Genomic DNA, 23,307 nt, shown 5'->3' on the forward strand with positions numbered 1-23,307 from the left:
GTTTTTCGTTTCGGTGATGAGCGGTTCGGTCGAAGCTGAAAGTGCGTTCGTTCCCCTGAACGTGGCGAAGGCCAGGTTCAAAATGTTTGGGATAGAGCCTGTCCGTTTCGGATGGACATCCGAAACGGACAGGCTCTACGCCGCGTGGCCGCCCATGCGGGCTACGTTGCAGTGCGCCCACAACTTTTCCATCGCCGCGACCAGCTTGCGCATCATGTCGTCGGTGTGGAACGGGGTCGGGGTGAAGCGCAGGCGCTCCGTGCCGCGCGGCACGGTCGGATAGTTGATCGGCTGCACGTAGACGCCGTGATCGGCCAGCAGCATGTCGCTGATCAGCTTGGTGTGGACCGGATCGCCGACCAGCACCGGCACGATGTGGCTGTCGTTTTCCATGACCGGCAGACCCGCGGCCTTGAACATGGCCTTCAGGGTCTTGGCGCGTTCCTGGTGGATCTCGCGCACTTCCGGGTGCTGCTTCAGCCAGCGGACGCTGGCCAAAGCCCCCGCGACGAGCGCGGGAGGAAGAGAGGTGGTGAAGATGAAGCCGGCGGCCATCAGGCGGATGGCGTCTATCACTTCGGCGTCGCCGGTGATGTAGCCGCCCATGACGCCGAACGCCTTGCCCAGCGTGCCTTCGATGATGTCGATCTCGCCCATCAGGCCTTCGCGCTCGGCGACGCCGCCGCCGCGCGGGCCGTACATGCCGACCGCGTGGACCTCGTCCAGATAGGTCATGGCGCCATACTTCTTGGCCAGAGCCGCCGTGGCGCGGATGTCGGCGATATCGCCGTCCATCGAATAGACGCTCTCAAAGGCGACAAGCTTGGGCGCGTCGGCCGGGGCGGCCGCCAGCAGCTCTTCAAGATGCGCCAGATCGTTGTGGCGGAACACCTTGCGCGGACCCCCGCCGTTGCGAATGCCGGCGATCATCGATGCGTGGTTCAGCTCGTCCGAGAAGATGATCAGGCCGGGCAGGATCTTCTGCACCACCGACAGGCTGGCCTCGTTCGAGACATAGCCCGAGGTGAACAGCAGCGCGCCTTCCTTGCCGTGCAGGTCGGCCAGTTCCTGCTCCAGCAGGACGTGATCGTGGTTTGTGCCCGAGATGTTGCGGGTGCCGCCCGAGCCCGAGCCATGCGCGTCGACGGCGGCCTTCATGGCGTCCATGACGACCGCGTTCTGGCCCTGGCCGAGATAGTCGTTGCTGCACCAGACCACGACTTCGCGTTCCGAGCCGTCCTGGCGGGTCCAGGTGGCGCGCGGGAACTGCCCACGCTGTCGCTTCAGGTCGGCGAAGACCCGGTAACGGCCCTCTTCGCGGATCTGGTCGACGGCGCTGCGGAACGCGGCTTTGTAGTCCATTTCGGCCTCTAAACCATCCGGCCCGATGGTCCGGAGGTCCCCTTATTCATGGTGCGGTTTTTCGCACCAAGCGCCATCAGTGTCTATCTAAGGACGTTTACCTAGCAAATTGAATTGCGCGATTGGCCGCATCGACTTGCTCGATGGGCTGTCTCGCGACGCGGCGTCTTGGACGATTCACGTAAGCCGCGCCAGCTTTCCGCGCAGCAGCTCGATGATGGCCGAGAAGTCCTTGCCGCCGAAACCGTTGCCGTCGAACAGCGCGTACAGAGCCTCGGCCTGTGCGCCCATCGGCGTGCTGGCGCCGGCCTTGGCGGCCGCTTCCTGCGATAGCTTCAGGTCCTTCAGCATCATGGCGGTGGCGAAACCGCCCTCATAGTGGCGGTCGGCGGGGGTCTGCGGACCGACGCCCGGGACCGGGCAATAGCTGGTCACCGACCAGCACTGCCCCGAGGACTTGCTGGCGATCTCGAAGAAGCGATCAGCGGCCAAACCCAACTTGTCCGCCAGAACGAAGGCCTCGCAGGTCCCCAGCATCGAGACGCCCAGCAGCATGTTGTTGCAGATCTTGGCCGCCTGCCCGGCGCCGTGGTCGCCGGCGTGAATGATCACGCGCGACATAGGGGTCAGCGCGGCCTCGATCGCCGGGAAATCGCCGGTCGCGCAGCCGACCATGAAGGCCAGGGCGCCGGCCTCCGCGGCCATGACGCCGCCCGACACCGGCGCGTCGGCGAAGCGGAAACCGGCCTCGGCCGCCTGTCCGGCCACGACGCGGGCGCTTTCGACGTCGATGGTCGAGCAATCGATCAGCAGGGCCGACTTGGCCGCGCTCTTCAGAATCTGGTCGCCATACACCGAGCGGACGTGCGGACCGGCCGGAAGCATGGTGATCACCACCTCGGCGTCCGCCACCGCCTCGGCCACGGAGGCCGCCGCCTGGCAGCCGGCCGCCACCGCCCGCTCGACCGCCGCCGCCGACAGGTCGAAGGCGCGGACGGCGTGGCCAGCCCTGGCCTGATTGGCGGCCATGCCGCCGCCCATGTTGCCGAGGCCGATGAAGGCGATGCGGGTCATTGTAGAGCTCCCTGCAAATGCGAACCGCGCCTCATGGGCGCGGTTCTTATCGTTGAGTATCGTTGGCCTTTCGGCTCAGCGCGCCGTGGCCGGCTTGCGGAACTTGTAGATGAACTGGTCGGTCTTGCCGCGAATGCCGGGGTCGTAGACGTTGGCCGAGCGCGGGTCGCGAGCGTTGCGCAAAACAGTGCTCTCGCCTTCGAAGATGAAGCCGGCGGCCGTGACCTCGGCCCGAACCACCGCCGGATCGATCCGGTGCAGGGTCTCGGTGTCGCGCAGACCCGAGCCCGCCTCGGCCGCGTGGTCGAGGACCAGATAGACCCCGCCGGGCTTCAAGGCGCGGAACACCTGACGGTTCACGACGGCCAGGTCGGCGGGGCCCATGAACTTGTCGTGCATATCGTGATAGTTTTGCGCCGTGAACACCAGGTCCAGCTTCTCGGGCGCGGCGAAGTTCGGAAGCGTGTTCAGGACCACCGACACATTCGAATAGGCCGGATCGCGGGCGATGGCGTTGACCGCCGGCTCCCGCTTGGCCAGCTTTGTCAGCTCGTCCGGCACGTAGGCGTAGACGTGGCCCCTGGGACCGACGGCCTTGGCGAAGATGCGGGTGAAATAGCCGCCGCCGGGGATCAGGTCGGCGACCTTTGCGCCCGGACGCACGCCGGCGAAGGCCAGGACGTCGGCGGGACGGCGGTCGGCGTCGCGGATCATGTCGGCGGCCGGACGCGACGGATCGCTCAGGGCCGAAACGATGTTGGGCGGAATCTGCGCGACGACGTGGCCGGACGGCGGCGGGGGCGGAGGTCCCATCATCGGCTGGGTGGCGCAGGCCGCGAGGCCCAGCACGGCGACGAGACTGAGAAGCGGTTTACGCATGGCAATCCTTCCGAACCGACGTGTTCTTGTTGTGCGACCCTAGCCTAGCGTGACGGCTACGTCAGCGGCCTCCATTCTTCCCCGCGGGGAAGCGGCGCGAAAATCTCCTCGAGCATGGCGTCCGTGACACCCTCTAGGGTCGCGGGATTCCACTTCGGGGCGTTGTCCTTATCGATGATCACGGCCCGGACGCCCTCGATGAAGTCGTGCTTCATCACGACCCGAGAACCGATCCGATATTCCATGACCATGTTGTCGGCGAAGTCGGTCATGGCCGCGCCGCGCTTCAATTGCTTGAAGGCGACCTTCAACGTCTGGGGCGACTTGGTCTTCATGACCTCGAGCTGGGCCTTGCCCCAGTCGCTGGAGTCGAGGGTCAGGAATTCGACGATCTGCTCGACGCTCTCGCCGACGAACAGGCGGTTGAGATCCTGCTCGAAGCCCAGCAACGCGGCCTTGCCGGCGTCCGCGCGATACTTCTTGAGGATCTCTTCGATGCGGCGGGGATCCGCGACGATTGCTTTCTTCAGCCCCGCGACGGCGCCGAACTCGACGAAGTGGGTGGCGATGCCCAGGCGCATGCAGTCCGCGCCCTTGATCCGCGCGCCGGTCAGGGCCAGCCAAAGCCCCGCCTTGCCGGGCAGGCGCGGCAGGTACCAGCCGCCGCCCACGTCCGGGAACAGGCCGATGCCGGTCTCGGGCATGGCGAAGGTGGTGCGTTCGGTGGCGATTCGAATGTGGGCCGGCATCGAGATGCCGACGCCTCCGCCCATGACGATGCCGTCCATCACCGCCACCACCGGCGTGTCATAGGTGAACAGCAGGTGGTTCAGCTGGTACTCGGTGTGGAAGAACCGCCGCGCCTCGACGCCGTCCCTGGCCCCGCTGTCGGCCAACATGCGGATGTCGCCGCCGGCGCAGAAGCCACGTTCGCCCGTATGGTCGATCAGGACCATGTAGACCTCGGGATCGTCCTGCCAGTCCAGCAGCGCGCCGATCATGGTCTCGCACATCCCCTGGGTCAGGGCGTGCAAGGCCTTGGGGCGATTGAGCGTGATGCGGCCGACGTTCTTCTCGACGCGGATCAGGACTTCGGGTTCGTCGGTCATCGATAGGTCCTAGACGGGTTCGTCGATGGGGGCGCAGTCGAAGCGATCGACCTGGCCGGCCATCAGGCGATAGACGGCGTCCTGCGGGATGTCCTGACGCAGCGTGTCGTCTCGCGACAGGCCGGCATAGGCGCCGCGCAGCAGCCGGCCGGCGACGCCGTGGCTGACCACGATCAGCCGGCGATCTGGCTCGGCGGCCTGTTCGTCCAGCCAGTGGGTAATGCGGGCCATCATGGCCTCGTAGGTCTCGCCGCCCGGCGCGTGGAAGCCCCAGGCGTCGTCGCCGCGCAGATGCGGGTTTTCGCCCCTCACCTCCTCGCGCAGCCGGTTGGACCATTCGCCGACGTCGATCTCGACCAGGCGTTCGTCGGTCGCGACCGGCAGACCCAGGCGCGCGCCGATGGTCTCGGCCGTGTCCCGCGCCCGGCGCAGCGGGCTGGCGACGATGCGCCACTCACTCAGGGGGCCGGCGGGCGGGTCGCGGCGGACCAGGTCGAACAGCAGGTCGCCCATGGCGCTCGCCTGGGCGCGGCCCAGCGGCGTCAGGTCCGACTCCGACCGCCCCTGCAGGCGGCCTTCGCGATTGTGGAAGGTCTCCCCGTGGCGACAGAGATAGATCACTGCCTGAACATCTCGCGGGCGATGATGACGCGCATGATCTCGTTGGTCCCTTCCAGGATCTGGTGCACCCGCAGGTCGCGGACGACGCGCTCCAGCGGATAGTCCTGGAGGTAGCCGTAGCCGCCGTGCAGCTGCAAGGCGTCATTGGCCACCTGGAAGCCGGCGTCGGTGGCGAAGCGCTTGGCCATGGCGCACAGTTTGGTCGCCTCGGGATGCTTGCTGTCCAGCGCATGGGCGGCGCGGCGCACCATCAGGCGGGCGGCCTCAAGCTCGGTGGCCATGTCGGCCAGCTTGAACTGCAGGGCCTGGAAGTCCTTCAGCGCTTTGCCGAACTGGTTGCGGGTCTCCATGTAGGCCTGGGCCGTATCGAGCGCGAACTGGGCGCCGCCCAGCGAGCACGAGGCGATGTTCAGGCGTCCGCCATCCAGGCCCATCATGGCGAAGCGGAAGCCCTCGCCTTCCTGGCCGATGCGGTTGGCGGCCGGCACGCGGCAATTGTCGAAATTCACCTGCGCCGTCGGCTGGGCGTTCCAGCCCATCTTGCGTTCGTTGGCGCCGAAGCTGAGCCCTTCCGTCCCTTTCTCGACCACGAAGGCCGAGACGCCCTTGGCGCCGTCGCCGCCCGTGCGGGCCATGACGACATAGATGTCCGAGACGCCGCCGCCCGAAATGAAGGCCTTGCCGCCATTCAGGACATAGTGGTCGCCGTCCAGCCTGGCGCTGGTGCGCATGTTGGCTGCGTCCGAGCCCGAGCCCGGCTCGGTCAGGCAGTAGCTGGCGATCAGCTCCATGGTGGTCAGGCGCGGCAGGTAGCGCTTGCGCAGATCCTCCGAGCCGAAGCGGTCGATCATCCACGACGCCATGTTGTGGATCGTCAGATAGGCGGCGGTAGGCACGTCGCCGTAGCTGAGCGCCTCGAAAATGATCGAAGCGTCCAGGCGCGACAGGCCGCTGCCTCCGACATCCTCGTTCACATAGATGCCCGCGAAGCCCAGTTGGGCGGCCTGGCGTAGAGTCGCGACGGGGAAGTGCTTCTTCTCGTCCCACTCAGCCGAGAACGGGGCAAGCTGTCCCTCGGCGAAGGCGCGAGCGGCCTCCCGGATTGCGACTTGATCTTCGTTCAGAGCGAAATCCATGCGCACTTCCTCCCATTCATGGCACAACAACCCCGCCCCTGTTGGGGCTTTCTTGCCGGCTGACGTGCCGCGCGGCGGTCCGCCTGTCAATCGCGCGAGGCCTCGATGTCAGGCCGCCGATACACGTTTCTATCCGCCACCGGACGGTGTGGCCTGAAATCCTCCGTTACACGGTGTGAATCGGCAAAGGAGCCACACCCACTTGATAACCATGGTCATTCGCTCCAAATGCCGTGTCACGGGGATGGCGTCCTCCAACTCTTTTTTACTGCTCAGAACACAATGCGTTTCGTGAAACTTGCACTGGCCGCTCTCGTGGCTGCCCTTGGGATAGCCGCGGTCTCCGCTCCGGCCTATGCGGCGGAGGGCGGCGACATCGCGCGCAGCTACGGCGTGTGGCGTAACCCGCACAATACCGTGCATCTGGAAATCAAGGACTGCGGCCCCAGCACCTGCGGCGTCGTCGTGTGGGCCAGCGCCAAGGCCGAGGCCGACGCGCGCAAGGCTGGCGCGGACACCTTGATCGGCAAGCAACTGCTGCGTGACTTCGAAAGCCAGCGCGACGGTTCGCTGAAGGGCCGCGTCTGGGTCCCGACCCTCAAGGTCACCCTGGTGGGCTCGGCCGACATCATCGACCCCAAGACCATGCGCGCCAGGGGCTGCGTGATCGGCAACTTCCTGTGCAAGTCGCAGCTGTGGACCCGTATCGACGGCCCCTCGATGCTGGCCTCGCGCGCCGCTCCCTGATCCCTCGTCAAATCGCCCCCTTGATTCAGCGCAAAGGGCGCGCGAACCTCTAAGTGTACGTTGATAACCCAGGCGTCCGAAGAGACGCCGGGCAACTTGGCCGTCTATCGGCCAGCACGGGAGGAACGGCATGACCGAGGCGGGGACGCTTTCCGGGACCGCGCCAGGCGCGGCAGCGCGGCATTTCGACGTGATCATCGTGGGCGCGGGCATTTCCGGGATCGGGAGCGCCTATCACCTCGGCGCGCAAAGACCGGGCACGACCTTCACGGTGCTGGAGGCGCTCGAGAGTTTTGGCGGCACCTGGCTGACGCACACCTACCCCGGCATCCGCTCGGACAGCGATCTCTACACCTTCGGCTATCGCTTCAAGCCCTGGGTCGGCCCGCCGATCGCCACCGCCGCGGAAATTCTCGACTACATGGGCGAGGTGATCGCCGAGAACGACCTGGCGCGCCACATCCGCTATCGGCGACGGATCGCCACCGCCAGTTGGTCGTCCGCCGACAAGCTCTGGACCCTGGAGGTGACGGGCCCGGACGGCGCCGAGCGCTACACCACCAGCTTCCTATGGATGTGCCAGGGCTATTACCGCCACGCGGTGGGCTATACGCCCGACTGGCCCGGCATGTCGGACTACAAGGGCCGGATCGTGCATCCGCAAACCTGGCCCGACGACCTCGACTTGAAGACCAAGCGTGTGGTGGTGATCGGCTCGGGCGCGACGGCCGCGACCTTGGTTCCCAACATCGCCGGCGACTGCACCCATGTCACGGTGCTGCAGCGCTCGCCGACCTACTTCGTGCCTGGCCGCAACGAGAACGAGCTGGCCAATGTCCTGCGCCAGCTGGAGATCGACGAGACCTGGATCCACGAGATCGTTCGCCGCAAGGTGCTGTTCGACCAGAACGAATTCACCCGGCGCTCGATCGAAGAGCCCGAGGTGGTCAAGGCCGAGCTGCTGGAGGGCGTGAAGGCGTTCCTGGGTCCGGACTTCGACATTCAGAGCCATTTCACGCCGCGCTATCGCCCGTGGCGGCAGCGCATCGCCTTCGTGCCCGACGGCGACCTCTTCCAGGGGATCGCCTCAGGCAAGGCCTCGGTCGTGACCGACGAGATCGACCGCTTCACCGAGACGGGCCTGCTGCTCAAGTCCGGCGAGACGCTGGACGCGGACGTCGTCGTCACGGCGACGGGCTTCGACCTCAGCGTCCTGGGCGACATCGCGTTCGCGGTAGACGGCAAGCCGCTCGACTTCGGCAAGACGGTCACCTACCGGGGCATGATGTTCACGGGCCTGCCGAACCTCGTCTGGGTCTTCGGCTATTTCCGGGCAAGCTGGACCTTGCGCGCGGACCTGATCGGCGACTTCGTATGCCGCCTGCTGGCCCACATGGAGGCGAAAGGCGCCCGACAGGTCGAGGTCGCCCTACGGCCGCAGGACGCGGACATGAAGATCGGCGACTGGATCGACCCCGAGGACTTCAACCCCGGCTATCTGATGCGCAACATGCATCTTCTGCCCAAGGCGGGCGACAAGCCGGAATGGCGGCACACCCAGGACTACTGGACCGAGAAGGACCTCTTCCCGGCCCTCGACCTGGACGATCCGGCGTTCCGCTATTCTTGAGCCGCTTAAGGGCCCCATGAACTTGCCTAGAGGGGCGGCGCGGTCCAAATCAACGCCATGACCGTTCCGTCCCTCGCCCCCTACCCCGCCACCCGTCTGCGCCGCGTGCGCCAGGCCGACTGGACCCGCCGCCTCGTCCGCGAGACCGAGGTCCGACCGTCCGACCTGATCTGGTCGATGGTGGTGCACGAGGGTGAAGGCGTGATCCCGGTGGCTTCAATGCCGGGCGTCGAGCGCCTCTCCGTCAAGGAAGCCGCCAAGGCGGCTGTCCGCGCCCGCGACCTGGGCATCCCCGCCATCGCCATCTTCCCGCACATCGACGGCGGCCGGAAAGACGCGACCGGCTCGATCGCCGCCGATCCGGACGGCGTCATCCCGCGCGCCGTCAAGGCGATGAAGGACGCAGCCCCCGAGGTCGGCATCATGTGCGACGTCGCCCTGGACCCCTTCACCGACCACGGCCACGACGGCGTGATCGAAGGCGGCAGGATCCTCAACGACCCGACCATCGAGCGCCTGATCGAACAGGGCCTGATGCAGGCGGAAGCCGGCGCCGACATCCTGGCCCCGTCCGACATGATGGACGGGCGCATCGGCAAGCTGCGCGCGGCCCTGGAAGGCGCGAACTTCCAGGACACGATGATCATGTCCTACGCCGCCAAGTACGCTTCGGCCTTCTACGGCCCGTACCGCGACGCCATTGGCTCCGCCAAGCTGGCCGGTGGCCAGGGTGACAAGAAGACCTACCAGATGGACCCGGCCAACACCGAGGAAGCCCTCCGCGAGGTCGCGCTCGACATCGCCGAGGGAGCCGACATGGTCATGGTCAAGCCGGGCATGCCGTATCTGGACATCCTGCGCCGCCTGGTCGACGAATTCCGCATGCCGACCTACGCGTTCCAGGTGTCGGGCGAGTACGCGATGATCAAGGCCGCCGGCCAGAACGGCTGGATCGACGAGGACCGCGCCATTCTCGAAAGCCTGACAGCCTTCAAACGCGCCGGCGCGGCGGGGATCATTACCTATTTCGCCCCCTGGGCCGCCGAGAAGCTGGGTTAGGATGGCCTCGTCGAGAACCGCCTTCAGCCAAGGCCGGTTCTACGGCGCGCCGACTGTCGAGCGTCAGCTGCCCGGCGTGCGCCTCGCGCACCTGGAAGCCACCAAGCGCGCCGAGCACGTCGACGAGCACAGCCACGACGACGCCCACTTCGTGCTCGCCACTCATGGTCGCTACCTGACCACCGCCGCCGGTCCCGAAACCGAGGGGCCGGTGCTGGTCTTCAACCCGCCCGGCGTCGTCCACCGCGATCGCTTCGTGGATGTCGGCGGCTATTTCCTGGCCGTCAGCTTCGCCCCCACCGACTGGCGGAGCCTGGCCGACACCGGACGCGGCGCGGCGATCGACGCCCTGCGGCTGACCGGCCCCGCCGCCCGCCGCGCGGCCCTGCGCCTGACCCGCTCGCTGCTCGCCCGCGACGCCGAAACGCTTTCGCTGGAGGGCCTGAGCCTGGAGCTGGCCGCCCAGGCGCTGACGCCGGCCTCGGACGGCGACAAGCGCCCCCCGTGGCTGGACCGCGCCGAGAGCTATCTGGCGGATGTGTTCGATCAGCCGATCAGCGTCGCGGATCTGGCCGAGATCGCCGGTGTGCATCCGGTCCATCTGGCGCGCGGGTATCGCCGCTGGCTGGGCGCGGCGCCGGGCGACCGACTGCGCACGCGCCGGCTGGAGCGGGCCGCCGACCTGCTGATGCGCGGTCGCGACCCGATCGGCGAAATCGCCCTGGCCTCCGGCTTCTGCGACCAGAGCCACCTCAATCGCCAGTTCCTCAAGGCTTATGGCGTCACGCCCGGCGAGTTCGCCCGGCTGTGCGGTCGCCGGCCGGGTGTTGCAAGCGTCCAAGACGAGACGGCCGACGCGGCATAGACGGCAGAGGTTCCTTTTGGAGTTCCCGCCTTGAAAGCCTTCGCGTTCGCAGCCGCCCTCGTCCTGGCGCCACTCTCCGTTCACGCCGCCGACTGGCCCACGGCCGCGCCCGCCGCCGAAGGCCTTTCCGCCGCCAAGCTCGACGCGATGTCCGCCGCCATCAAGGCCGGACAGTTCCAGCAGATCACCAGCGTCCTGATCGCCCGCCACGGCAAGCTGGTGTTCGAAGCCTATTACGACGCTGATCAGAAGGACGGCGGCCCCGAAGCCCGGCGCAACACCCGCTCCACCACCAAGACGGTCACCGCCATGCTGGCCGGGGCCGCGATCGCACGCGGCGCCCTGCCTAGCGTCAATGCGCCGATCAAGGCCTATCTGAAGGGCCGCCCGCCGGTCGCCAATCCCGACCCGCGCAAGGACAAGGTCACGGTCGAGGACCTGCTGACCATGAGCTCGATCGCCGAGTGCGACGACGACAACGAGTTCTCGCGCGGCAACGAAGAGCGGATGTACCTGATCGAGGACTGGGTCGGCTTCTATCTCGACCTGCCGGTGCGTGGCTTCCCCGACTGGATGCCCAAGCCGGAGGCTTCGCCCTACGGACGCAGCTTCAGCTACTGCACCGCCGGCGTCACGACGCTGGGCGCGGTGATCCAGAGCGCCGTGAAGAAGCCCCTGCCCGCCTTCGCCGACGAGGCGCTGTTCAAGCCGCTGGGGATCGAGAACCCGCACTGGCAAAAGTCGCCGCTGGGCCTGGCCCAGGGCGGCGGCGGCCTGGGCCTGCGCAGCCGTGACCTGCTGAAGCTGGGCCAGCTCTACGCCAATGGCGGTCAGTGGGAGGGCAAGCAGGTGCTGCCGGCCGACTTCGTCAAGGCCGCCGTCGCGCCGCACGCCAACGCCCGCGAAGACACCGATTACGGCTACCTGATCTGGCTGCAGACCTTCAGCGGTCACAAGGCCTGGGTGATGAGCGGCACGGGCGGCCAGAAGGTCGCCGTCGTGCCGGACCTCGATCTCGTCGCCGTGATCACCACCACCAACTTCGGTGTCCGCCAGCCGCACGTCATCGCCGAGAAGCTGCTGACCGAGCACGTCCTGGCGGCGGTCGAGAAGTAGCGACGCGAATCTGGAGGGCGCGGCTATCCTGATGGGATGAGCCGCGTCCTCGACATCGTCACCGCCGTGATCCGCGACCGGCACGGCCGCATGCTGCTGGTCCGCAAGCGCGGCACGACCGCCTTCATGAAGCCTGGCGGCAAGCGCGACGCCGGCGAGGACGACCTGACCACCCTGGCCCGCGAACTCGATGAGGAGCTGGGCTGCCGGCTGGTCCACGCCGAACTGCTGGGCCATTTCTCGGCCCCTGCCGCCAACGAGGCCGGCTTCACCGTCCAGTCGGCGACCTATCTGGCGACGGTCGAGGGCGAGATCGCGCCGCGCGCCGAGATCGAGGAACTGACCTGGATCGACCCGGCCGCGCCGGGCGATCTGCGTCTCGCGCCCTTGCTGACCGAGCAGGTCCTGCCGGCCCTATTGCTCCGCGCCTAGGCCTTGCTGCCCATGGCGGTGATCCGCCCGGCGACCATCTCCAGCGCCAGTTCGCGCGCTCGGTCCGCCGGACGGCCGAGGAGTTCGCTCAGCGTCGGCCCGAACAGGCCCACCCCGATCGCCAGCACGATATTCAGCAGGATGAAGTCGATGATCTTCTCCCGCTCGACCCCGACGTCGCGGGCCAGTCGGGTCTGAACCACCGCGTCGACGACCTCGCGCACCAGGGTCATGCGCCGCCCTTCCCCGGTCAGCTCCAGCCACGCCGCCAGCCGCGCCACGCCCTTGGCCTCGAAGGCGTCGAACAGGGCCTGGGCGCCGAAGCCGGGCGAGGCGTTCTGCGCGTTGAAGCCGACGATGATCTTGTCGGCCAGCTGCCGGATCATCCGCTCCATCAGCGCCGTCTCGACCCCGGCGATCGAGCCGAAGTGGTGGATGACATTGGCGTGGACCACCCCGGCGGCCTTGGCGACATCGGCCAGCTTGATCGCCTGCGGGCCGTGCTCGACCAGCAGAACCTCGGCGGCGGCGAGGATGTTTTCGCGCGCGGCCTCGGGCTTGCGGCGCACGCGCGTCTTCGGGGCTGAAGCCTCTATTGACATTTTTGTCAGTACAACTCACTCTGCGCCCATCGAGAGGCTTAGACAGCCCTAAACCGGCGGAGCGCAGAACGCCATGATCGACACCAAAACCACACCGGCCGACCTTGACGTCACGCCGCGCGACATCCGCTTCGAGCTCGCCGACGCCCAGAAGGGCCACTGGCTGGGCGGCGATCCCGTCGGCACGGCGGTGTTCAACGCCCTGTCCCTGACCTTCCCGGACGGCGAGCGCCTGTTCATGGACGCGGTGCGCAACTACCGCCACCTGCTGACCGGCAAGCTGCTGGACGACGCCCGGAACTTCATCGCTCAGGAAGCCATCCACTCGCGCGAGCACCACCAGCTGAACAGCCTGATCGACCGCGACCGCTATCCGGTCGCCGAGATCGAGGAGACCGTGCGCGGCCGCGTGAAGATGGCCCGCGAGCGCGGCAAGATGGCCATGCTGCTGTCGACCATCGCCCTGGAACACTTCACGGCGATGATGGCCGAGATGCACGTGCGCCATCAGGACCTGTTCGACAACGCCCATCCCGAGGTCGAGAAGCTGTGGCGCTGGCACGCCATGGAAGAGACCGAGCACAAGGCCGTCGCCTATGACGTCTTCATGGTCGCCACCAAGGACTGGCCGCCGCGTCGTCGCTACATGATGCGCTGCCGGGCGATGTTCTTCGTGACCATCATGTTCACCCGCAACATCAGCCGCTACGCCGCCCGCCTGCTGGAAGCCGACGGCTATTCGCCCAAGGCCGCGCTGAAGGCGGTCAAGGCGTACGTGTGGGGCAATCCCGGCATCTTCCGCCGAGGCTGGAAGACCTATTTCGCCTGGTACCGTCCCGGCTTCCACCCCTGGGACCAGGACGACCGCGCGGCGTTCGCCGGCTGGAAAGCCGAGTTCGACGCGGCTGTGGCTTAACTCGACCCATAGTTGATTTACTGCGAGCCATGCCTCAGCTTTGGGGCATGGTCCCGCGCGACGCTTCCATCGCCGTCTACATGATGGCCAGCAAGCCCTACGGCACGCTCTACATCGGCGTGACGAGCCTGTTCGAGGCGCGGATCGTTCAGCACCGCGAGAAGCTGATCAAAGGCTTCACGCAGAAATACGGGCTCACGCGGCTCGTCTGGTACGAGACCCATGAAGACATGACCGTCGCCATCCATCGCGAGAAGCGGCTGAAGGAATGGCCTAGGCAGTGGAAGATCAATCTGATCGAGCGGGACAACCCGCGCTGGGATGATCTGTACGATCAGGTGATGAACTGGACGCCTGTGCCGCGTCAGTTTTAGCACCCGACCAACCCCGTCATCCCGCGCTTTATGCGCGGGACCCATGGTTCAGCTTCCGCGTGAGAGCCTAGGCCCGCACTTCACTTGCGGCGGGCAAATGGGTCCCGCGCATAAAGCGCGGGATGACGGTGCTTGTTGTTGGAATGGAGCTAAAAGCTACCCCGCGATCAAGCCGAAGTCCGCCACTTGGCCCATCGCATCCCGCACGGCCGCCAGCGTCTTCAGGCGGTTGTCGCGGTGCTCGGGCTCGTTGACGAAGACGCCGTCCAGATAGGCGTCGACCGGGCCGCGAAGCTCGGCCAGCTGGGTCATGGCGCCGGTGAAGTCCTCGGCGTCCAGGGCATCCTTCAGCGGCTTGGCCAGCAGGCGCAGGGCGTTGTAGAGGCCCACCTCGGCGTCGCTGTCGGCGGCCGGCTCCTCGGGCGCCCCGACCGGCAGAGCGCCCTTCTTCTCCTCGGCCTTGAGGATGTTGGAGGCGCGCTTGTAGCCGGCCATCAGGCTCTTGCCGTCGTCGGTCTTCAGGAAGCCGTCCAGGGCCTCGACCCGCGCGACAATGCGCGCCAGGTCGTCGTCACCCAGGGCGAAGACGGCGTCGACGAGGTCGTGGCGCTTGCCTTGGTCGCGGAGCGTGACTTTCAGACGGTCGGCGAAAAAGGCGACTAGGTCGGAAATGACTTCCAGCTTCAGCCGAACCGCGCGGCCATTTTCGAGGCCGCCATCATCCGCAACATCGAACAGCCACTTCTTAGCATTGGCGGCTTCGTGCACGCGCTCGTGAGCCGCCTTGAGGACTTCACCAAGAGCTAACCGCTTCTTTCCTTCCAAGATGATCCGGATCACCCCCAACGCCGCGCGACGCAACGCATAGGGATCCTTGCTGCCCGTCGGCTTCTCATCGATCGCGAAGAACCCGACCAGCGTATCCAGCTTGTCCGCCAGCGCCACGGCGACGCTCACCGGCGCGGTCGGCACGGAGTCGCCCGGCCCCTGCGGCTTGTAGTGGTCGCGCACGGCGTCGGCGATCTCGCTGTCCAGGCCGAAGGTGCGGGCGTAGTAGCCGCCCATGATCCCTTGCAGCTCCGGGAACTCCCCGACCATCTGCGAGGCGAGATCGGCCTTGGCCAGGCGCGCGGCTTCCTTGGTCTTCTCGACATCGGCGCCAACCAGCGGCGCGATTTCACCCGCCAACGCGATAATGCGCTGAACCCGCTCCGCCATCGTCCCCAGCTTGGCGTGGAACGTCACGCCGTTCAGCTTCTCCAGCCACGGCTCGAAGCCGACCTTGACGTCCTCGTCCCAGAAGAAGCGGGCGTCGGACAGGCGCGAGGACAGCACCTTGGCGTTGCCGGCCGCGATCACCGCGCCGCCGTCGGCCGCCTGGATGTTGGCGATGGTGATGAAGTGCGGGGCCAGGCCTTCTTCACCGGCCTTGCGGACGGCGAAGTACTTCTGGTGCGTGCGCATCGAGGTGCGGATCACCTCGGGCGGCAGGCTGAGGAACACCGGATCCATGTCGCCCAGCACCGGGGTCGGCCATTCGGCCAGGCCGGCGACTTCTTCCAGCAGGCCCTGATCCTCGACCAGTTCGAGGTGACGCGCGAAGCACAGGGTCTTGCAGCCCTCAAGGATGCGCTGCTTGCGCTCCTCGACATCGAGCACGACGTAATGGGCTTCCAGGCCGGCGGCGTATTCGTCGAAGTCGCGCGCCGTGAACGGCTGGGCGTCGCCCATGAAGCGGTGGCCTTCGGAGATGTCGCCGCTCGGGATGCCTTCGATCGAGAACGGCACGATCTCGCGGTCCAGCACGCACAGGATGCGCTTCAGCGGACGCACCCAGCGCAGCTTCTTGGTCCCCCAGATCATCGACTTGGGCCAGGGGAAGCCGCGCACGATGGCCTCGACCATCTCGGCGACGATCTCCGGCGTCGGGCGGCCCTTCTTCTCGATGAAGGCCATATAGACGCCGTCGCGCTCGACCAGCTGGTCCTGCGTCAGGCCAGCCTTGCGCAGGAAGCCTTCCATGGCCTGCGGCGGGGCGCCGACGCGCGGGCCCTTCAGCTCTTCCTTGCGGTCGGCCTGGGCCAGCGGCAGGCCTTCGACCACCAGGGTCAGGCGGCGCGGGCCGGCGAAGGTCTTCAGGGCCTCGGGCAGGAAGCCGGCGGCGGCCAGGTGCTCGCGCGCCATGCGCTCCAGGTCCTTGGCGGCCTGGGCCTGCATGCGGGCGGGGATCTCTTCCGAGAACAGTTCGAGGAGAAGTTGGGGCATCGGGACTTACGCGGCTTCCTGCTGATCGACCCAGGCGTTGGCGCAGAGCTTACAAAGGTCGCGGATGCGGCCGATGTAGCTGGCGCGCTCGGCGACGGCGATCGCGCCGCGGGCGTTCATCAGGTTGAAAAGGTGGCTGGCCTTGAGGACCATGTCGTAGGCGGGCAGCACCAGGGCCTTGCCCTGGTACGAGCGGGCCAGCATCAGCGGCACCTGCTCCTCCATCTGCTCGAACTGCTGCTTGAGCACGGCGACGTCGTAGCCGTGGAAGTTGGCTTCCGACTGCTGGCGCTCGTTCTCCAGGAACACGTCGCCATAGGTCGTCGCGCCCAGCGGCGAGTCCGGGTCGTTGAACGGCAGGTCGTAGACGTTGTCGACGCCGAACACGTACATGGCCAGGCGTTCCAGGCCGTAGGTCAGCTCGCCGGCCACCGGCGAGACCTCCAGGCCGCCGACCTGCTGGAAGTAGGTGTACTGCGACACTTCCATGCCGTCGCACCAGACCTCCCAACCCAGGCCCCAGGCTCCGACGGTCGGGTTCTCCCAGTCGTCCTCGACGAAACGGATGTCATGGGTGCGCAAATCGAGGCCGATCGCTTCCAGCGAGCCGAGATACAGGTCCTGCATGTTCTCGGGGTTCGGCTTCAGGATCACCTGATACTGATAGTAGTGCTGCAGGCGGTTGGGGTTCTCGCCATAGCGGCCGTCCCCCGGACGGCGCGAGGGCTGCACATAGGCGGCGTTCCACGGCTTGGGACCCAGGGCGCGCAGCACCGTGGCCGGGTGCAGGGTCCCCGCCCCCACTTCCACGTCATGCGGCTGTAGGATGATACAGCCCTGCCGGCTCCAATAGTCATGGAGCGTCAGGATCAGGCTTTGGAAGGACTTGGGTTTTTCGCGCGACATGTATCGAAGCAGGCCTAGAAAAAAGTCGGCGGACCATAGGGCCCGCCGACTGCTGCTTCAAGCGATGTCAGAGGCTGTGAAAGCCTTAGTTGCCCTTGGGCGTGGTGCGCTTGCCGGCGTTCGAGTCCGGCTTGCCGTACTTGGCGCGGTTGGCGACGGTGTCGGCGACCGGCGGGTTGGACACCACATTGGCGTCACCGGCCTTCAGCGAGGCCTGAGCCTCCGGCGACTGAGACGACACCGGCACGACGCCCGAGGTGTTCACCGCGGCGTCCGGCGCCGCCGTGGCCGCCGGCATGGCGGGGCTGGCGGCCGGATCCGAGGCCATGTCGGTCGTGGCGGCGGGCGCCGGCGTCGTGGCCTGCGGGGCCATCGAGTCGGCGGGCGGCGTCATGGCCTGGCCCGCCGGCGCTACCTGCTCGTTGGCGGCGACCTGCATGGTCGCATTGGCGTCGGTCGCCGAAGCGGCGGCCTGCAGGCCGGGGACGTCCTTGGGGATCAGCACCTTGTCGACCACGTGCAGCACGCCGTTGGTGGCCATCACGTCGGTCTGGGTGATCGTGGCGGTGTCGACCATCGGCGCCGCGCCCGAGCCGTCCAGCAGCAGCGGCGAGCCCTCGACGCTCTTCACTTCGCCCTTGGAGCCCTTGATCTTGGTGGAGTCCACCTTGGCGTTGATCAGATGGTAGGTCAGCACCTTCTGCAGCATCGGCCCGTTCTCGGGCAGCATCAGCTTGTCCAGCTCACCGGCCGGCAGGGCCGCGAACGCCGCGTCGGTCGGGGCGAACAGGGTCAGGTTTTGGTTTGTCTTCAGGACGCTGGTCAGGTTCACAGCGCCGACCGCCTTCAGGAAGGTGGTGAACTGTCCCGAGGCCTCGGCGGTCTGAATCAAATCGCCCTTGGCGACGACGGGCGAGGACGCGGCCGGCGCTGGCGCGGCGGGCGCGGCGGCGTCCTGGGCGTGGGCGAAGCCGGTCATCAGGGCGACCGCGGCGGCGGCGGTCAGAAGACGCTGAGTAATCATGATCGAGTTCCTCTCGGTTCGAGCGGAGTACGCCCGGACCGGGGAGTCGGTTCCGTAATCACGGGCACGTGATCGCCGGAACGGAGCGACTAGGGTCCTCGAGAGCCGGGACAAGCTGGCCATGGGCGCCGAACCCTCCCGTCAGGACACATCGCCGGTTTTTGACGCACCGGTTGCGCAACCTGCAAGGAATTTGGGCGCCTTGCCTATTTCCTTTCCAAAACCTTGCCCACGCCGCCCGTCACGGAACCGTCGCCGATAGCGTAGCCACGCCGGGGAACGATGCAGCGCGTGAAGGCGGCGTCGGCGGTGATTTCCGGGGGCGGGAACGCTTCCGAACAACCAAGCAAAGCAAGCCCGTAGCTCAACGGGTCGGAGCAAGGCTGATGAAACTGATCATAGCGGTCGTCAAACCCTTCAAGCTGGACGAGGTGCGCGAAGCGCTCGTCGCCGCCGGCGTCGAAGGTCTGACGGTTTCGGAAGTGAAGGGCTACGGCCGTCAGAAAGGGCAGACCGAGATCTACCGGGGCGCCGAGTACCAGGTGAATTTCGTGCCGAAAGTGAAGCTGGAAGCGGTCGTCGACGACGCGTCCGCCGCCAAGGCCGTCGAAGCCGTCAAGGCCGCCGCGGCCACCGGCAAGATCGGCGACGGCAAAATCTTCGTCCTGAACGTCGAAGAAGCCGTCCGCATCCGCACCGGCGAAACCGGCTCGGCCGCTCTGTAACGCATCGGGAAAAGGGGATACCGACGATGAAACTCACCTTCAAACCGCTGGCCGGGCTGTTGCTCGCCGCGACCCTGGCGGGGGCTCCGCTGGGGGCGACCGCCTTCGCCCAGGAGGCCGCGCCCGCGCCGGCCGCCGCCATGACCGCCGCCGCGCCCGCCGAGGCCGCGCCCGCCGCCACGCCGGCTCCCGCCCCGGCCGCCGCGGCCACCATCGTCGACAAGAACGACAAGGGTGACAATGCGTGGATGCTGACGTCCTCGCTGCTGGTCCTGCTGATGATCATCCCGGGCCTGGCCCTGTTCTACGGCGGCCTGGTGCGCGCCAAGAACATGCTGTCGGTGATGATGCAGGTCTCGACCGTCGCCCTGATCGGCTTCGTCGCCTGGGTGCTGTGGGGCTACAGCTTCGCCTTCACCGACGGCGGCAGCTGGGACAGCTTCGTCGGCGGCCTCGGTCGTCTCTTCCTGAAGGATGTGACCCCGGCCAGCAACGTCGCGACGTTCTCGACCGGCGTGGTGATCCCCGAGTTCACCTTCATCTCGTTCCAGTCGACCTTCGCGGCCATCACCGCCGCCCTCGTGGTCGGTTCGCTGGTCGAGCGCATGAAGTTCGCCGCCATCGTCGCCTTCGCCGTCCTGTGGCCGCTGCTGTCGTACTATCCGATGGCGCACATGGTCTGGTGGTGGCCGGGTCCTGACGCGATCGCCCTGGCCCCGACCGCTCCAATCAAGTCGGGCCTGATCTGGGGCTTCGGCGCCCTGGACTTCGCCGGCGGCACCGTCGTCCACATCAACGCGGGTATTGCCGCCCTGGTCGGCGCCCTGATCCTCGGCAAGCGTCAAGGCTACGGCAAGGAGCCGATGCCTCCGCACTCGCTGACCCTGACCCTGGTCGGCGCCGGCCTGCTGTGGGTGGGCTGGTTCGGCTTCAACGCCGGCTCGAACCTCGAGTCGAACGGCTACGCCTCGCTGGCCATGATCAACACCTTCGTCGCCACCGCCGCCGCCGGTCTGTCGTGGATCGTCGTCGAGTGGGTCACCCGCAAGAAGCCGTCGGCCCTGGGCCTGGCCTCGGGCATCGTCGCCGGCCTCGTCGCCGTCACCCCGGCGGCCGGCTTCGCCGGTCCGATGGGTTCGGTGATCCTGGGTCTGGTCGTCTCGCCGATCTGCATCTTCTTCTGCTCGGTCGTGAAGAACGCCTTCAAGTATGACGACAGCCTGGACGCCTTCGGCATCCACGGCATCGGCGGCATCGTCGGCGCCATCGGCACAGGCCTGCTGGTCAACCCCGCCTGGGGCGGCGCCGGCATCGTCGACTACACGAGCTGCGCCAAGGACGGCGACCTGTCGACCTGCGACAACGCCGTCTATAGCCTGGGCACGCAAGTGATCGCCCAGCTGAAGGCCGTCGGCGTCACGGTCGTCTGGTCGCTGGTGGCCTCGCTGATCGTCTTCTTCGTGATCAAGCTGGTCATCGGCCTGAAGGCTTCGCCGGAAGCCGAAGAAGAAGGCCTGGACATCTCGGAACACGGCGAACGCGCCTACCACAGCTAAGGCTGGCGTAAGCACCTCGTCGAAGGGCGCGGAGGGCAACCTCCGCGCCCTTTCTCTTTGGCCCTTTCCAAACAGGGAAGCGATCGGCCAAGCTCGCCGAGCCCCGCCTGGAGACCGCCGTGGACGCCCAACTGTTCCTGCTCTGCGTCCTGACCTTCGTGATCCACCTGATCGGAGCCCTGGCCTACGCGGTGCGCATCGCGGGCGTCCGCACGCGGCGGATCGCGATGTCGTTCGCGCTGTTCAACGTGCTGGTGCTGCTGTCGCGCGCCTCGAACGCCTTCCAGGGCCCATTCCTGTCCAAGCGGATCGAGAGCGACCTGCTGCACGGCACGGGTCAGAACCTCCTGGCCGACTTCCAATGGCTAATGGCCAGCGCCAGCCTGGCGGCGATCATTGGAGCGCTGGCGATCCCGACCGCCCAACGCCTGTTCACCCGCGCGGTCGCCCACTTCCAGATCCACCGTTCCGTGCCCAAGCTCCTGATGCACGCTTTCGCCAAGGGCGGGGTTGGCTATATCCGCGACGCGGTCGCCCTGCCTTCGCCGCGCCACCTCGACGGGCTGAGGCAGAAGATCGACATCCCCGCCCGGGTGATCGTGCTGAATGTCCTGGCCCAGGCCCTGCTGACCGTCGGGGTCTTCGCCTCGCTCTACGCCGGCTACTTGGACCCTCGGTTCCGGGTCACGGCCGTCAGTCTGTCGTCGGTGATCAACGGCGTGGCGACGATCCTGCTTTTCGTCCTGATCGACCCTGCCCTGTCGATCATGACCGACGACGTGATGGACGGCCGGGTAAGCGAGCCAGCCTTCCGCCGCGCCGTGGTCTGGTTCGCCGGCAGCCGCGTGGCGGGCACGGTCTTGGCCCAGTTGCTGTTGGTCCCCGCGGCCAGCGCCGTCGTGTTCTTGGCGCGGCTGATCTAGATGACCCTCGCCGCTATCCGTCAGCGTCAAGCCGCCCGGGTCATCCTGCTCGACGAGATCGATCGCGTCCTGTTGATCCGCTTCGAGATCACCCAGCAAGGCGGCGATGTCGTCTTCTGGGCGACGCCGGGCGGCGGACTGGAAGGCGACGAGGATCCGTTCAAGGCGGCCCGGCGCGAGTTGATGGAAGAGCTAGGCCTGGACCTGGCTCTTACCGGACCGATCCACGAGGCCACCGCCGTCTTCGAACACGAAGGCGCCGCGCTGGAGAACACCGACGTCTTCTTCGCCCGCTGTGCGGCGTCCGCGCCGCGCCTCGACGGCGTCGACGAGGCCGAGCGCCAAGTGATGCGCGCTATCCGCTGGTGGAGCGCGGACGAGGTCGCCGGCGGCACCGAAGCCATCTTCCCGGCCGACTTGGCCGAGGTGGTCCGGCGCGTCGGCTCCGTCTAGAGCCGCCGCGCCGTGACGATCGGCACGACCGGCTCGAGCATCTGCCCCTTCATGACCGGATTGATCGCCTCGCCCGGCGTCGGCAGGTTCAGGATCTCGCGGACGATCTCCATGCCCTTGACCACCTGGCCGAAGGCGGCGAAGCCCAGATTGTCGCCGTCCGCCGCCGGATTGGCGTCCAGGTAAGGTGCGTCACCGGCGCAGATGAAGAAGTCGCTGTCGCCGCTGCCCGGCTCGCGTCGGGCAAGGGACAGCGTGCCGTCGACGTGGCGAAGGCCCGTCTGGGTGGTCGGCTCGTGGGCGACGGGTTTCAGCACCTTCTTCGGATCGCCGGCCAGGCCGCCTTCGATCAGGCCGTAGTCGACCGAGCCCGGCGCCTTGGCCGCGCGCCAGAAACTGGCCCCGTCATAGAGCTTGCCGTCGACATACTGGAGGAAGTTGGCCGTGGTCAGCGGCGCCTGTTTGGCCTTCAGGGCGATGATGATGGCGCCCAGGCTGGTGTCCAGGCTGACCACGATGTCGCCGGCGCCGGGCACGATCGGCGTCGGAGCTAGATTCAGTATCTGGGCATTGGCGCGGCCAGGCGCGGCGGCCAATCCTCCGAGGGCGGCGAGAACGTCACGGCGCTTCATGTCCATTTCCTCAGTTCAGGCGGCAGCGCCGCACCCACCAGTCCGGCCGCATCGCCTCCAGGCGGTCGACAAGCCCCTCGGCCTCTATATCGCCGGCGCAGAGGGCGAAACAGGTCGCCCCGGAGCCGGACATCCGAACCAGGAGACTTTCGGGCTCATCACGCAAGACATCCAGCACCTCGGCGATGCGCGGCTCCAGGGCCACGGCCGGCGCCTCCAGGTCGTTGCGAGTGGCGACGGAAAGCCAGGCTGCGACTTCCTCGACACTTTCCAGGTCGGACGGCATGAACGGGCGCTCGGCGCCGTCCGGATGCACGGCGGCGTCATAGGCGCGATAGACCGCGCCGGTCGGTGACGGGACGCCGGGATTGACCAGCACCGCGTGCAACTCCGGCAAGGCCGGGGCCGGCGACAGGATCTCCCCTCGCCCCTCGGCCATCAGGGCCGTGGCCCGCAGGCAGGCCGCGCCATCCGCGCCCAGGCTGGCGGCCAGCGGCTCCAGGTCGTCGTCGGACAGGCTCGGGGCCAGGGCGTCGCGCAACAGCTTCAGGGCCGCGCCCGCGTCGCTGGAGCCGCCGCCCAGGCCGGCCGCGATCGGCAGGTGCTTCTCGAGGATCAGCCGGTACGGCGGGATCGGCCCGCCCAGCTGGGAGTGGAAGGCCCGCGCCGCGCGGACCACCAGGTTGTCGCCGTTGGCCGGTATCGCGCCGCCGAACGGACCCGAGGTCTCGAAGTCCGGGGCGTCGCTGGGCTGGATCATCACCTGGTCGCCGACATCGGCGAAGACCATCAGGCTGGATATCGGATGATAGCCCTCCGCCTCCGGCCCGCCCACATGCAGGAACAGATTGACCTTGGCCGGCGCGAAAGCGGAAAGCCGCATGATCTCTGGACTCAAGCG

24 protein-coding genes are annotated in these 23,307 nt (G+C 67.3%); 12 read left to right on the forward strand and 12 right to left on the reverse strand.

Annotation, left to right across the window (positions count from 1 at the left end; all coding sequences use genetic code 11):
• Positions 1 to 135: 135 nt before the first annotated feature.
• The 6 genes from hemA to ACW175_RS13660 all read right to left on the reverse strand — a co-directional run bounded on the left by hemA (position 136) and on the right by ACW175_RS13660 (position 6,187).
• The gene (gene hemA, locus ACW175_RS13635) at positions 136 to 1,362 is read right to left on the reverse strand and encodes a 5-aminolevulinate synthase (protein ID WP_492100594.1); all 1,227 of its coding nucleotides are present in this window, start codon (positions 1,360 to 1,362) and stop codon (positions 136 to 138) included.
• 177 nt (positions 1,363 to 1,539) lie between these two features.
• The gene (mmsB, locus tag ACW175_RS13640) at positions 1,540 to 2,436 is read right to left on the reverse strand and encodes a 3-hydroxyisobutyrate dehydrogenase (RefSeq protein ID WP_492100595.1); all 897 of its coding nucleotides are present in this window, start codon (positions 2,434 to 2,436) and stop codon (positions 1,540 to 1,542) included.
• 75 nt (positions 2,437 to 2,511) lie between these two features.
• Positions 2,512 to 3,315, reverse strand: a complete 804-nt coding sequence (locus ACW175_RS13645) for a class I SAM-dependent methyltransferase (protein WP_492100596.1) — start codon at positions 3,313 to 3,315, stop codon at positions 2,512 to 2,514.
• A 56-nt stretch (positions 3,316 to 3,371) separates the two neighbouring features.
• The gene (locus tag ACW175_RS13650; RefSeq protein WP_492100597.1) at positions 3,372 to 4,424 is read right to left on the reverse strand and encodes an enoyl-CoA hydratase/isomerase family protein; all 1,053 of its coding nucleotides are present in this window, start codon (positions 4,422 to 4,424) and stop codon (positions 3,372 to 3,374) included.
• 9 nt (positions 4,425 to 4,433) lie between these two features.
• Complete coding sequence (locus tag ACW175_RS13655) at positions 4,434 to 5,045, reverse strand: histidine phosphatase family protein (protein ID WP_492100598.1); 612 nt, start codon at positions 5,043 to 5,045, stop codon at positions 4,434 to 4,436.
• The gene (locus ACW175_RS13660; protein WP_492100599.1) at positions 5,042 to 6,187 is read right to left on the reverse strand and encodes an isobutyryl-CoA dehydrogenase; all 1,146 of its coding nucleotides are present in this window, start codon (positions 6,185 to 6,187) and stop codon (positions 5,042 to 5,044) included. The genes ACW175_RS13655 and ACW175_RS13660 overlap by 4 nt, the downstream gene beginning before the upstream one ends.
• Positions 6,188 to 6,463: 276 nt before the next feature.
• On the opposite strand from ACW175_RS13660, the gene ACW175_RS13665 reads away from it, so the two are divergent.
• From ACW175_RS13665 to ACW175_RS13690, 6 genes are all read left to right on the forward strand, one after another.
• On the forward strand, positions 6,464 to 6,928 hold the full coding sequence (locus tag ACW175_RS13665) for a DUF2147 domain-containing protein (RefSeq protein WP_492100600.1): 465 nt from the start codon (positions 6,464 to 6,466) through the stop codon (positions 6,926 to 6,928).
• Between the two features lie 130 nt (positions 6,929 to 7,058).
• Entirely contained in the window at positions 7,059 to 8,558 is a 1,500-nt protein-coding gene (locus ACW175_RS13670; RefSeq protein WP_492100601.1) for a flavin-containing monooxygenase, read from the forward strand.
• Positions 8,559 to 8,615: 57 nt separating this feature from the next.
• Positions 8,616 to 9,617, forward strand: coding sequence for a porphobilinogen synthase (hemB, locus tag ACW175_RS13675; protein ID WP_492100602.1), 1,002 nt, complete (start codon positions 8,616 to 8,618; stop codon positions 9,615 to 9,617).
• Position 9,618: 1 nt separating this feature from the next.
• Complete coding sequence (locus ACW175_RS13680; RefSeq protein WP_492100603.1) at positions 9,619 to 10,482, forward strand: helix-turn-helix transcriptional regulator; 864 nt, start codon at positions 9,619 to 9,621, stop codon at positions 10,480 to 10,482.
• A gap of 30 nt (positions 10,483 to 10,512) precedes the next feature.
• A complete protein-coding gene (locus ACW175_RS13685) occupies positions 10,513 to 11,598 on the forward strand; it encodes a serine hydrolase domain-containing protein (protein ID WP_492100604.1) in 1,086 nt (361 codons plus the stop codon).
• 36 nt (positions 11,599 to 11,634) lie between these two features.
• Entirely contained in the window at positions 11,635 to 12,030 is a 396-nt protein-coding gene (locus ACW175_RS13690) for an NUDIX hydrolase (protein WP_492100605.1), read from the forward strand.
• On the opposite strand, the gene ACW175_RS13695 is transcribed toward ACW175_RS13690, so the two are convergent.
• The gene (locus ACW175_RS13695; RefSeq protein ID WP_492100606.1) at positions 12,027 to 12,599 is read right to left on the reverse strand and encodes a TetR/AcrR family transcriptional regulator; all 573 of its coding nucleotides are present in this window, start codon (positions 12,597 to 12,599) and stop codon (positions 12,027 to 12,029) included. The genes ACW175_RS13690 and ACW175_RS13695 overlap by 4 nt on opposite strands.
• A 106-nt stretch (positions 12,600 to 12,705) precedes the next feature.
• Here ACW175_RS13695 and ACW175_RS13700 point away from each other — a divergent pair, with 106 nt between their 5' ends.
• Together ACW175_RS13700 and ACW175_RS13705 are read left to right on the forward strand one after the other, a co-directional pair.
• Positions 12,706 to 13,548 (forward strand): metal-dependent hydrolase, encoded by an 843-nt coding sequence (locus ACW175_RS13700; RefSeq protein WP_492100607.1) that lies wholly within the window; start codon positions 12,706 to 12,708, stop codon positions 13,546 to 13,548.
• A gap of 47 nt (positions 13,549 to 13,595) precedes the next feature.
• Positions 13,596 to 13,922, forward strand: a complete 327-nt coding sequence (locus ACW175_RS13705; RefSeq protein ID WP_492104963.1) for a GIY-YIG nuclease family protein — start codon at positions 13,596 to 13,598, stop codon at positions 13,920 to 13,922.
• Positions 13,923 to 14,078: 156 nt separating this feature from the next.
• Here ACW175_RS13705 and glyS read toward each other — a convergent pair whose 3' ends face one another.
• The 3 genes from glyS to ACW175_RS13720 form a co-directional block, all read right to left on the reverse strand.
• Positions 14,079 to 16,187 (reverse strand): glycine--tRNA ligase subunit beta, encoded by a 2,109-nt coding sequence (glyS, locus tag ACW175_RS13710; RefSeq protein WP_492100608.1) that lies wholly within the window; start codon positions 16,185 to 16,187, stop codon positions 14,079 to 14,081.
• Positions 16,188 to 16,193: 6 nt separating this feature from the next.
• Positions 16,194 to 17,093, reverse strand: a complete 900-nt coding sequence (locus ACW175_RS13715; protein WP_492100609.1) for a glycine--tRNA ligase subunit alpha — start codon at positions 17,091 to 17,093, stop codon at positions 16,194 to 16,196.
• 85 nt (positions 17,094 to 17,178) lie between these two features.
• On the reverse strand, positions 17,179 to 18,117 hold the full coding sequence (locus tag ACW175_RS13720) for a fasciclin domain-containing protein (protein ID WP_492100610.1): 939 nt from the start codon (positions 18,115 to 18,117) through the stop codon (positions 17,179 to 17,181).
• A gap of 386 nt (positions 18,118 to 18,503) precedes the next feature.
• Here ACW175_RS13720 and ACW175_RS13725 point away from each other — a divergent pair, with 386 nt between their 5' ends.
• The 4 genes from ACW175_RS13725 to ACW175_RS13740 all read left to right on the forward strand — a co-directional run bounded on the left by ACW175_RS13725 (position 18,504) and on the right by ACW175_RS13740 (position 21,774).
• Entirely contained in the window at positions 18,504 to 18,842 is a 339-nt protein-coding gene (locus tag ACW175_RS13725; protein ID WP_004623580.1) for a P-II family nitrogen regulator, read from the forward strand.
• A 26-nt stretch (positions 18,843 to 18,868) separates the two neighbouring features.
• A complete protein-coding gene (locus ACW175_RS13730; RefSeq protein WP_492100611.1) occupies positions 18,869 to 20,398 on the forward strand; it encodes an ammonium transporter in 1,530 nt (509 codons plus the stop codon).
• Between the two features lie 119 nt (positions 20,399 to 20,517).
• Positions 20,518 to 21,321, forward strand: a complete 804-nt coding sequence (locus ACW175_RS13735) for a lipid II flippase Amj family protein (RefSeq protein WP_492100612.1) — start codon at positions 20,518 to 20,520, stop codon at positions 21,319 to 21,321.
• Entirely contained in the window at positions 21,322 to 21,774 is a 453-nt protein-coding gene (locus tag ACW175_RS13740) for an NUDIX hydrolase (protein WP_492100613.1), read from the forward strand.
• On the opposite strand, the gene ACW175_RS13745 is transcribed toward ACW175_RS13740, so the two are convergent.
• Positions 21,771 to 22,406, reverse strand: a complete 636-nt coding sequence (locus ACW175_RS13745; RefSeq protein WP_492100614.1) for a peptidylprolyl isomerase — start codon at positions 22,404 to 22,406, stop codon at positions 21,771 to 21,773. The genes ACW175_RS13740 and ACW175_RS13745 overlap by 4 nt on opposite strands.
• 10 nt (positions 22,407 to 22,416) lie before the next feature.
• On the reverse strand, positions 22,417 to 23,289 hold the full coding sequence (locus tag ACW175_RS13750) for a 4-(cytidine 5'-diphospho)-2-C-methyl-D-erythritol kinase (protein ID WP_492100615.1): 873 nt from the start codon (positions 23,287 to 23,289) through the stop codon (positions 22,417 to 22,419).
• Between the last annotated feature and the right edge of the window lie 18 nt (positions 23,290 to 23,307).

Source organism: Caulobacter sp. FV1ye6ST (genome assembly GCF_058681225.1).

Coding starts and splice junctions, on each gene's coding strand:
- ACW175_RS13700 (WP_492100607.1), top strand. CDS start 12,706: ATGATCGACACCAAAACCACACCGGCCGACCTTGACGTCACGCCGCGC.
- ACW175_RS13680 (WP_492100603.1), top strand. CDS start 9,619: ATGGCCTCGTCGAGAACCGCCTTCAGCCAAGGCCGGTTCTACGGCGCG.
- ACW175_RS13665 (WP_492100600.1), top strand. CDS start 6,464: ATGCGTTTCGTGAAACTTGCACTGGCCGCTCTCGTGGCTGCCCTTGGG.
- ACW175_RS13720 (WP_492100610.1), bottom strand. CDS start 18,117: ATGATTACTCAGCGTCTTCTGACCGCCGCCGCCGCGGTCGCCCTGATG.
- ACW175_RS13725 (WP_004623580.1), top strand. CDS start 18,504: ATGAAACTGATCATAGCGGTCGTCAAACCCTTCAAGCTGGACGAGGTG.
- hemA (WP_492100594.1), bottom strand. CDS start 1,362: ATGGACTACAAAGCCGCGTTCCGCAGCGCCGTCGACCAGATCCGCGAA.
- glyS (WP_492100608.1), bottom strand. CDS start 16,187: ATGCCCCAACTTCTCCTCGAACTGTTCTCGGAAGAGATCCCCGCCCGC.
- ACW175_RS13670 (WP_492100601.1), top strand. CDS start 7,059: ATGACCGAGGCGGGGACGCTTTCCGGGACCGCGCCAGGCGCGGCAGCG.
- ACW175_RS13715 (WP_492100609.1), bottom strand. CDS start 17,093: ATGTCGCGCGAAAAACCCAAGTCCTTCCAAAGCCTGATCCTGACGCTC.
- ACW175_RS13730 (WP_492100611.1), top strand. CDS start 18,869: ATGAAACTCACCTTCAAACCGCTGGCCGGGCTGTTGCTCGCCGCGACC.
- ACW175_RS13740 (WP_492100613.1), top strand. CDS start 21,322: ATGACCCTCGCCGCTATCCGTCAGCGTCAAGCCGCCCGGGTCATCCTG.
- ACW175_RS13645 (WP_492100596.1), bottom strand. CDS start 3,315: ATGCGTAAACCGCTTCTCAGTCTCGTCGCCGTGCTGGGCCTCGCGGCC.
- ACW175_RS13690 (WP_492100605.1), top strand. CDS start 11,635: ATGAGCCGCGTCCTCGACATCGTCACCGCCGTGATCCGCGACCGGCAC.
- ACW175_RS13650 (WP_492100597.1), bottom strand. CDS start 4,424: ATGACCGACGAACCCGAAGTCCTGATCCGCGTCGAGAAGAACGTCGGC.
- ACW175_RS13750 (WP_492100615.1), bottom strand. CDS start 23,289: ATGCGGCTTTCCGCTTTCGCGCCGGCCAAGGTCAATCTGTTCCTGCAT.
- ACW175_RS13745 (WP_492100614.1), bottom strand. CDS start 22,406: ATGAAGCGCCGTGACGTTCTCGCCGCCCTCGGAGGATTGGCCGCCGCG.
- ACW175_RS13705 (WP_492104963.1), top strand. CDS start 13,596: ATGGTCCCGCGCGACGCTTCCATCGCCGTCTACATGATGGCCAGCAAG.
- mmsB (WP_492100595.1), bottom strand. CDS start 2,436: ATGACCCGCATCGCCTTCATCGGCCTCGGCAACATGGGCGGCGGCATG.
- hemB (WP_492100602.1), top strand. CDS start 8,616: ATGACCGTTCCGTCCCTCGCCCCCTACCCCGCCACCCGTCTGCGCCGC.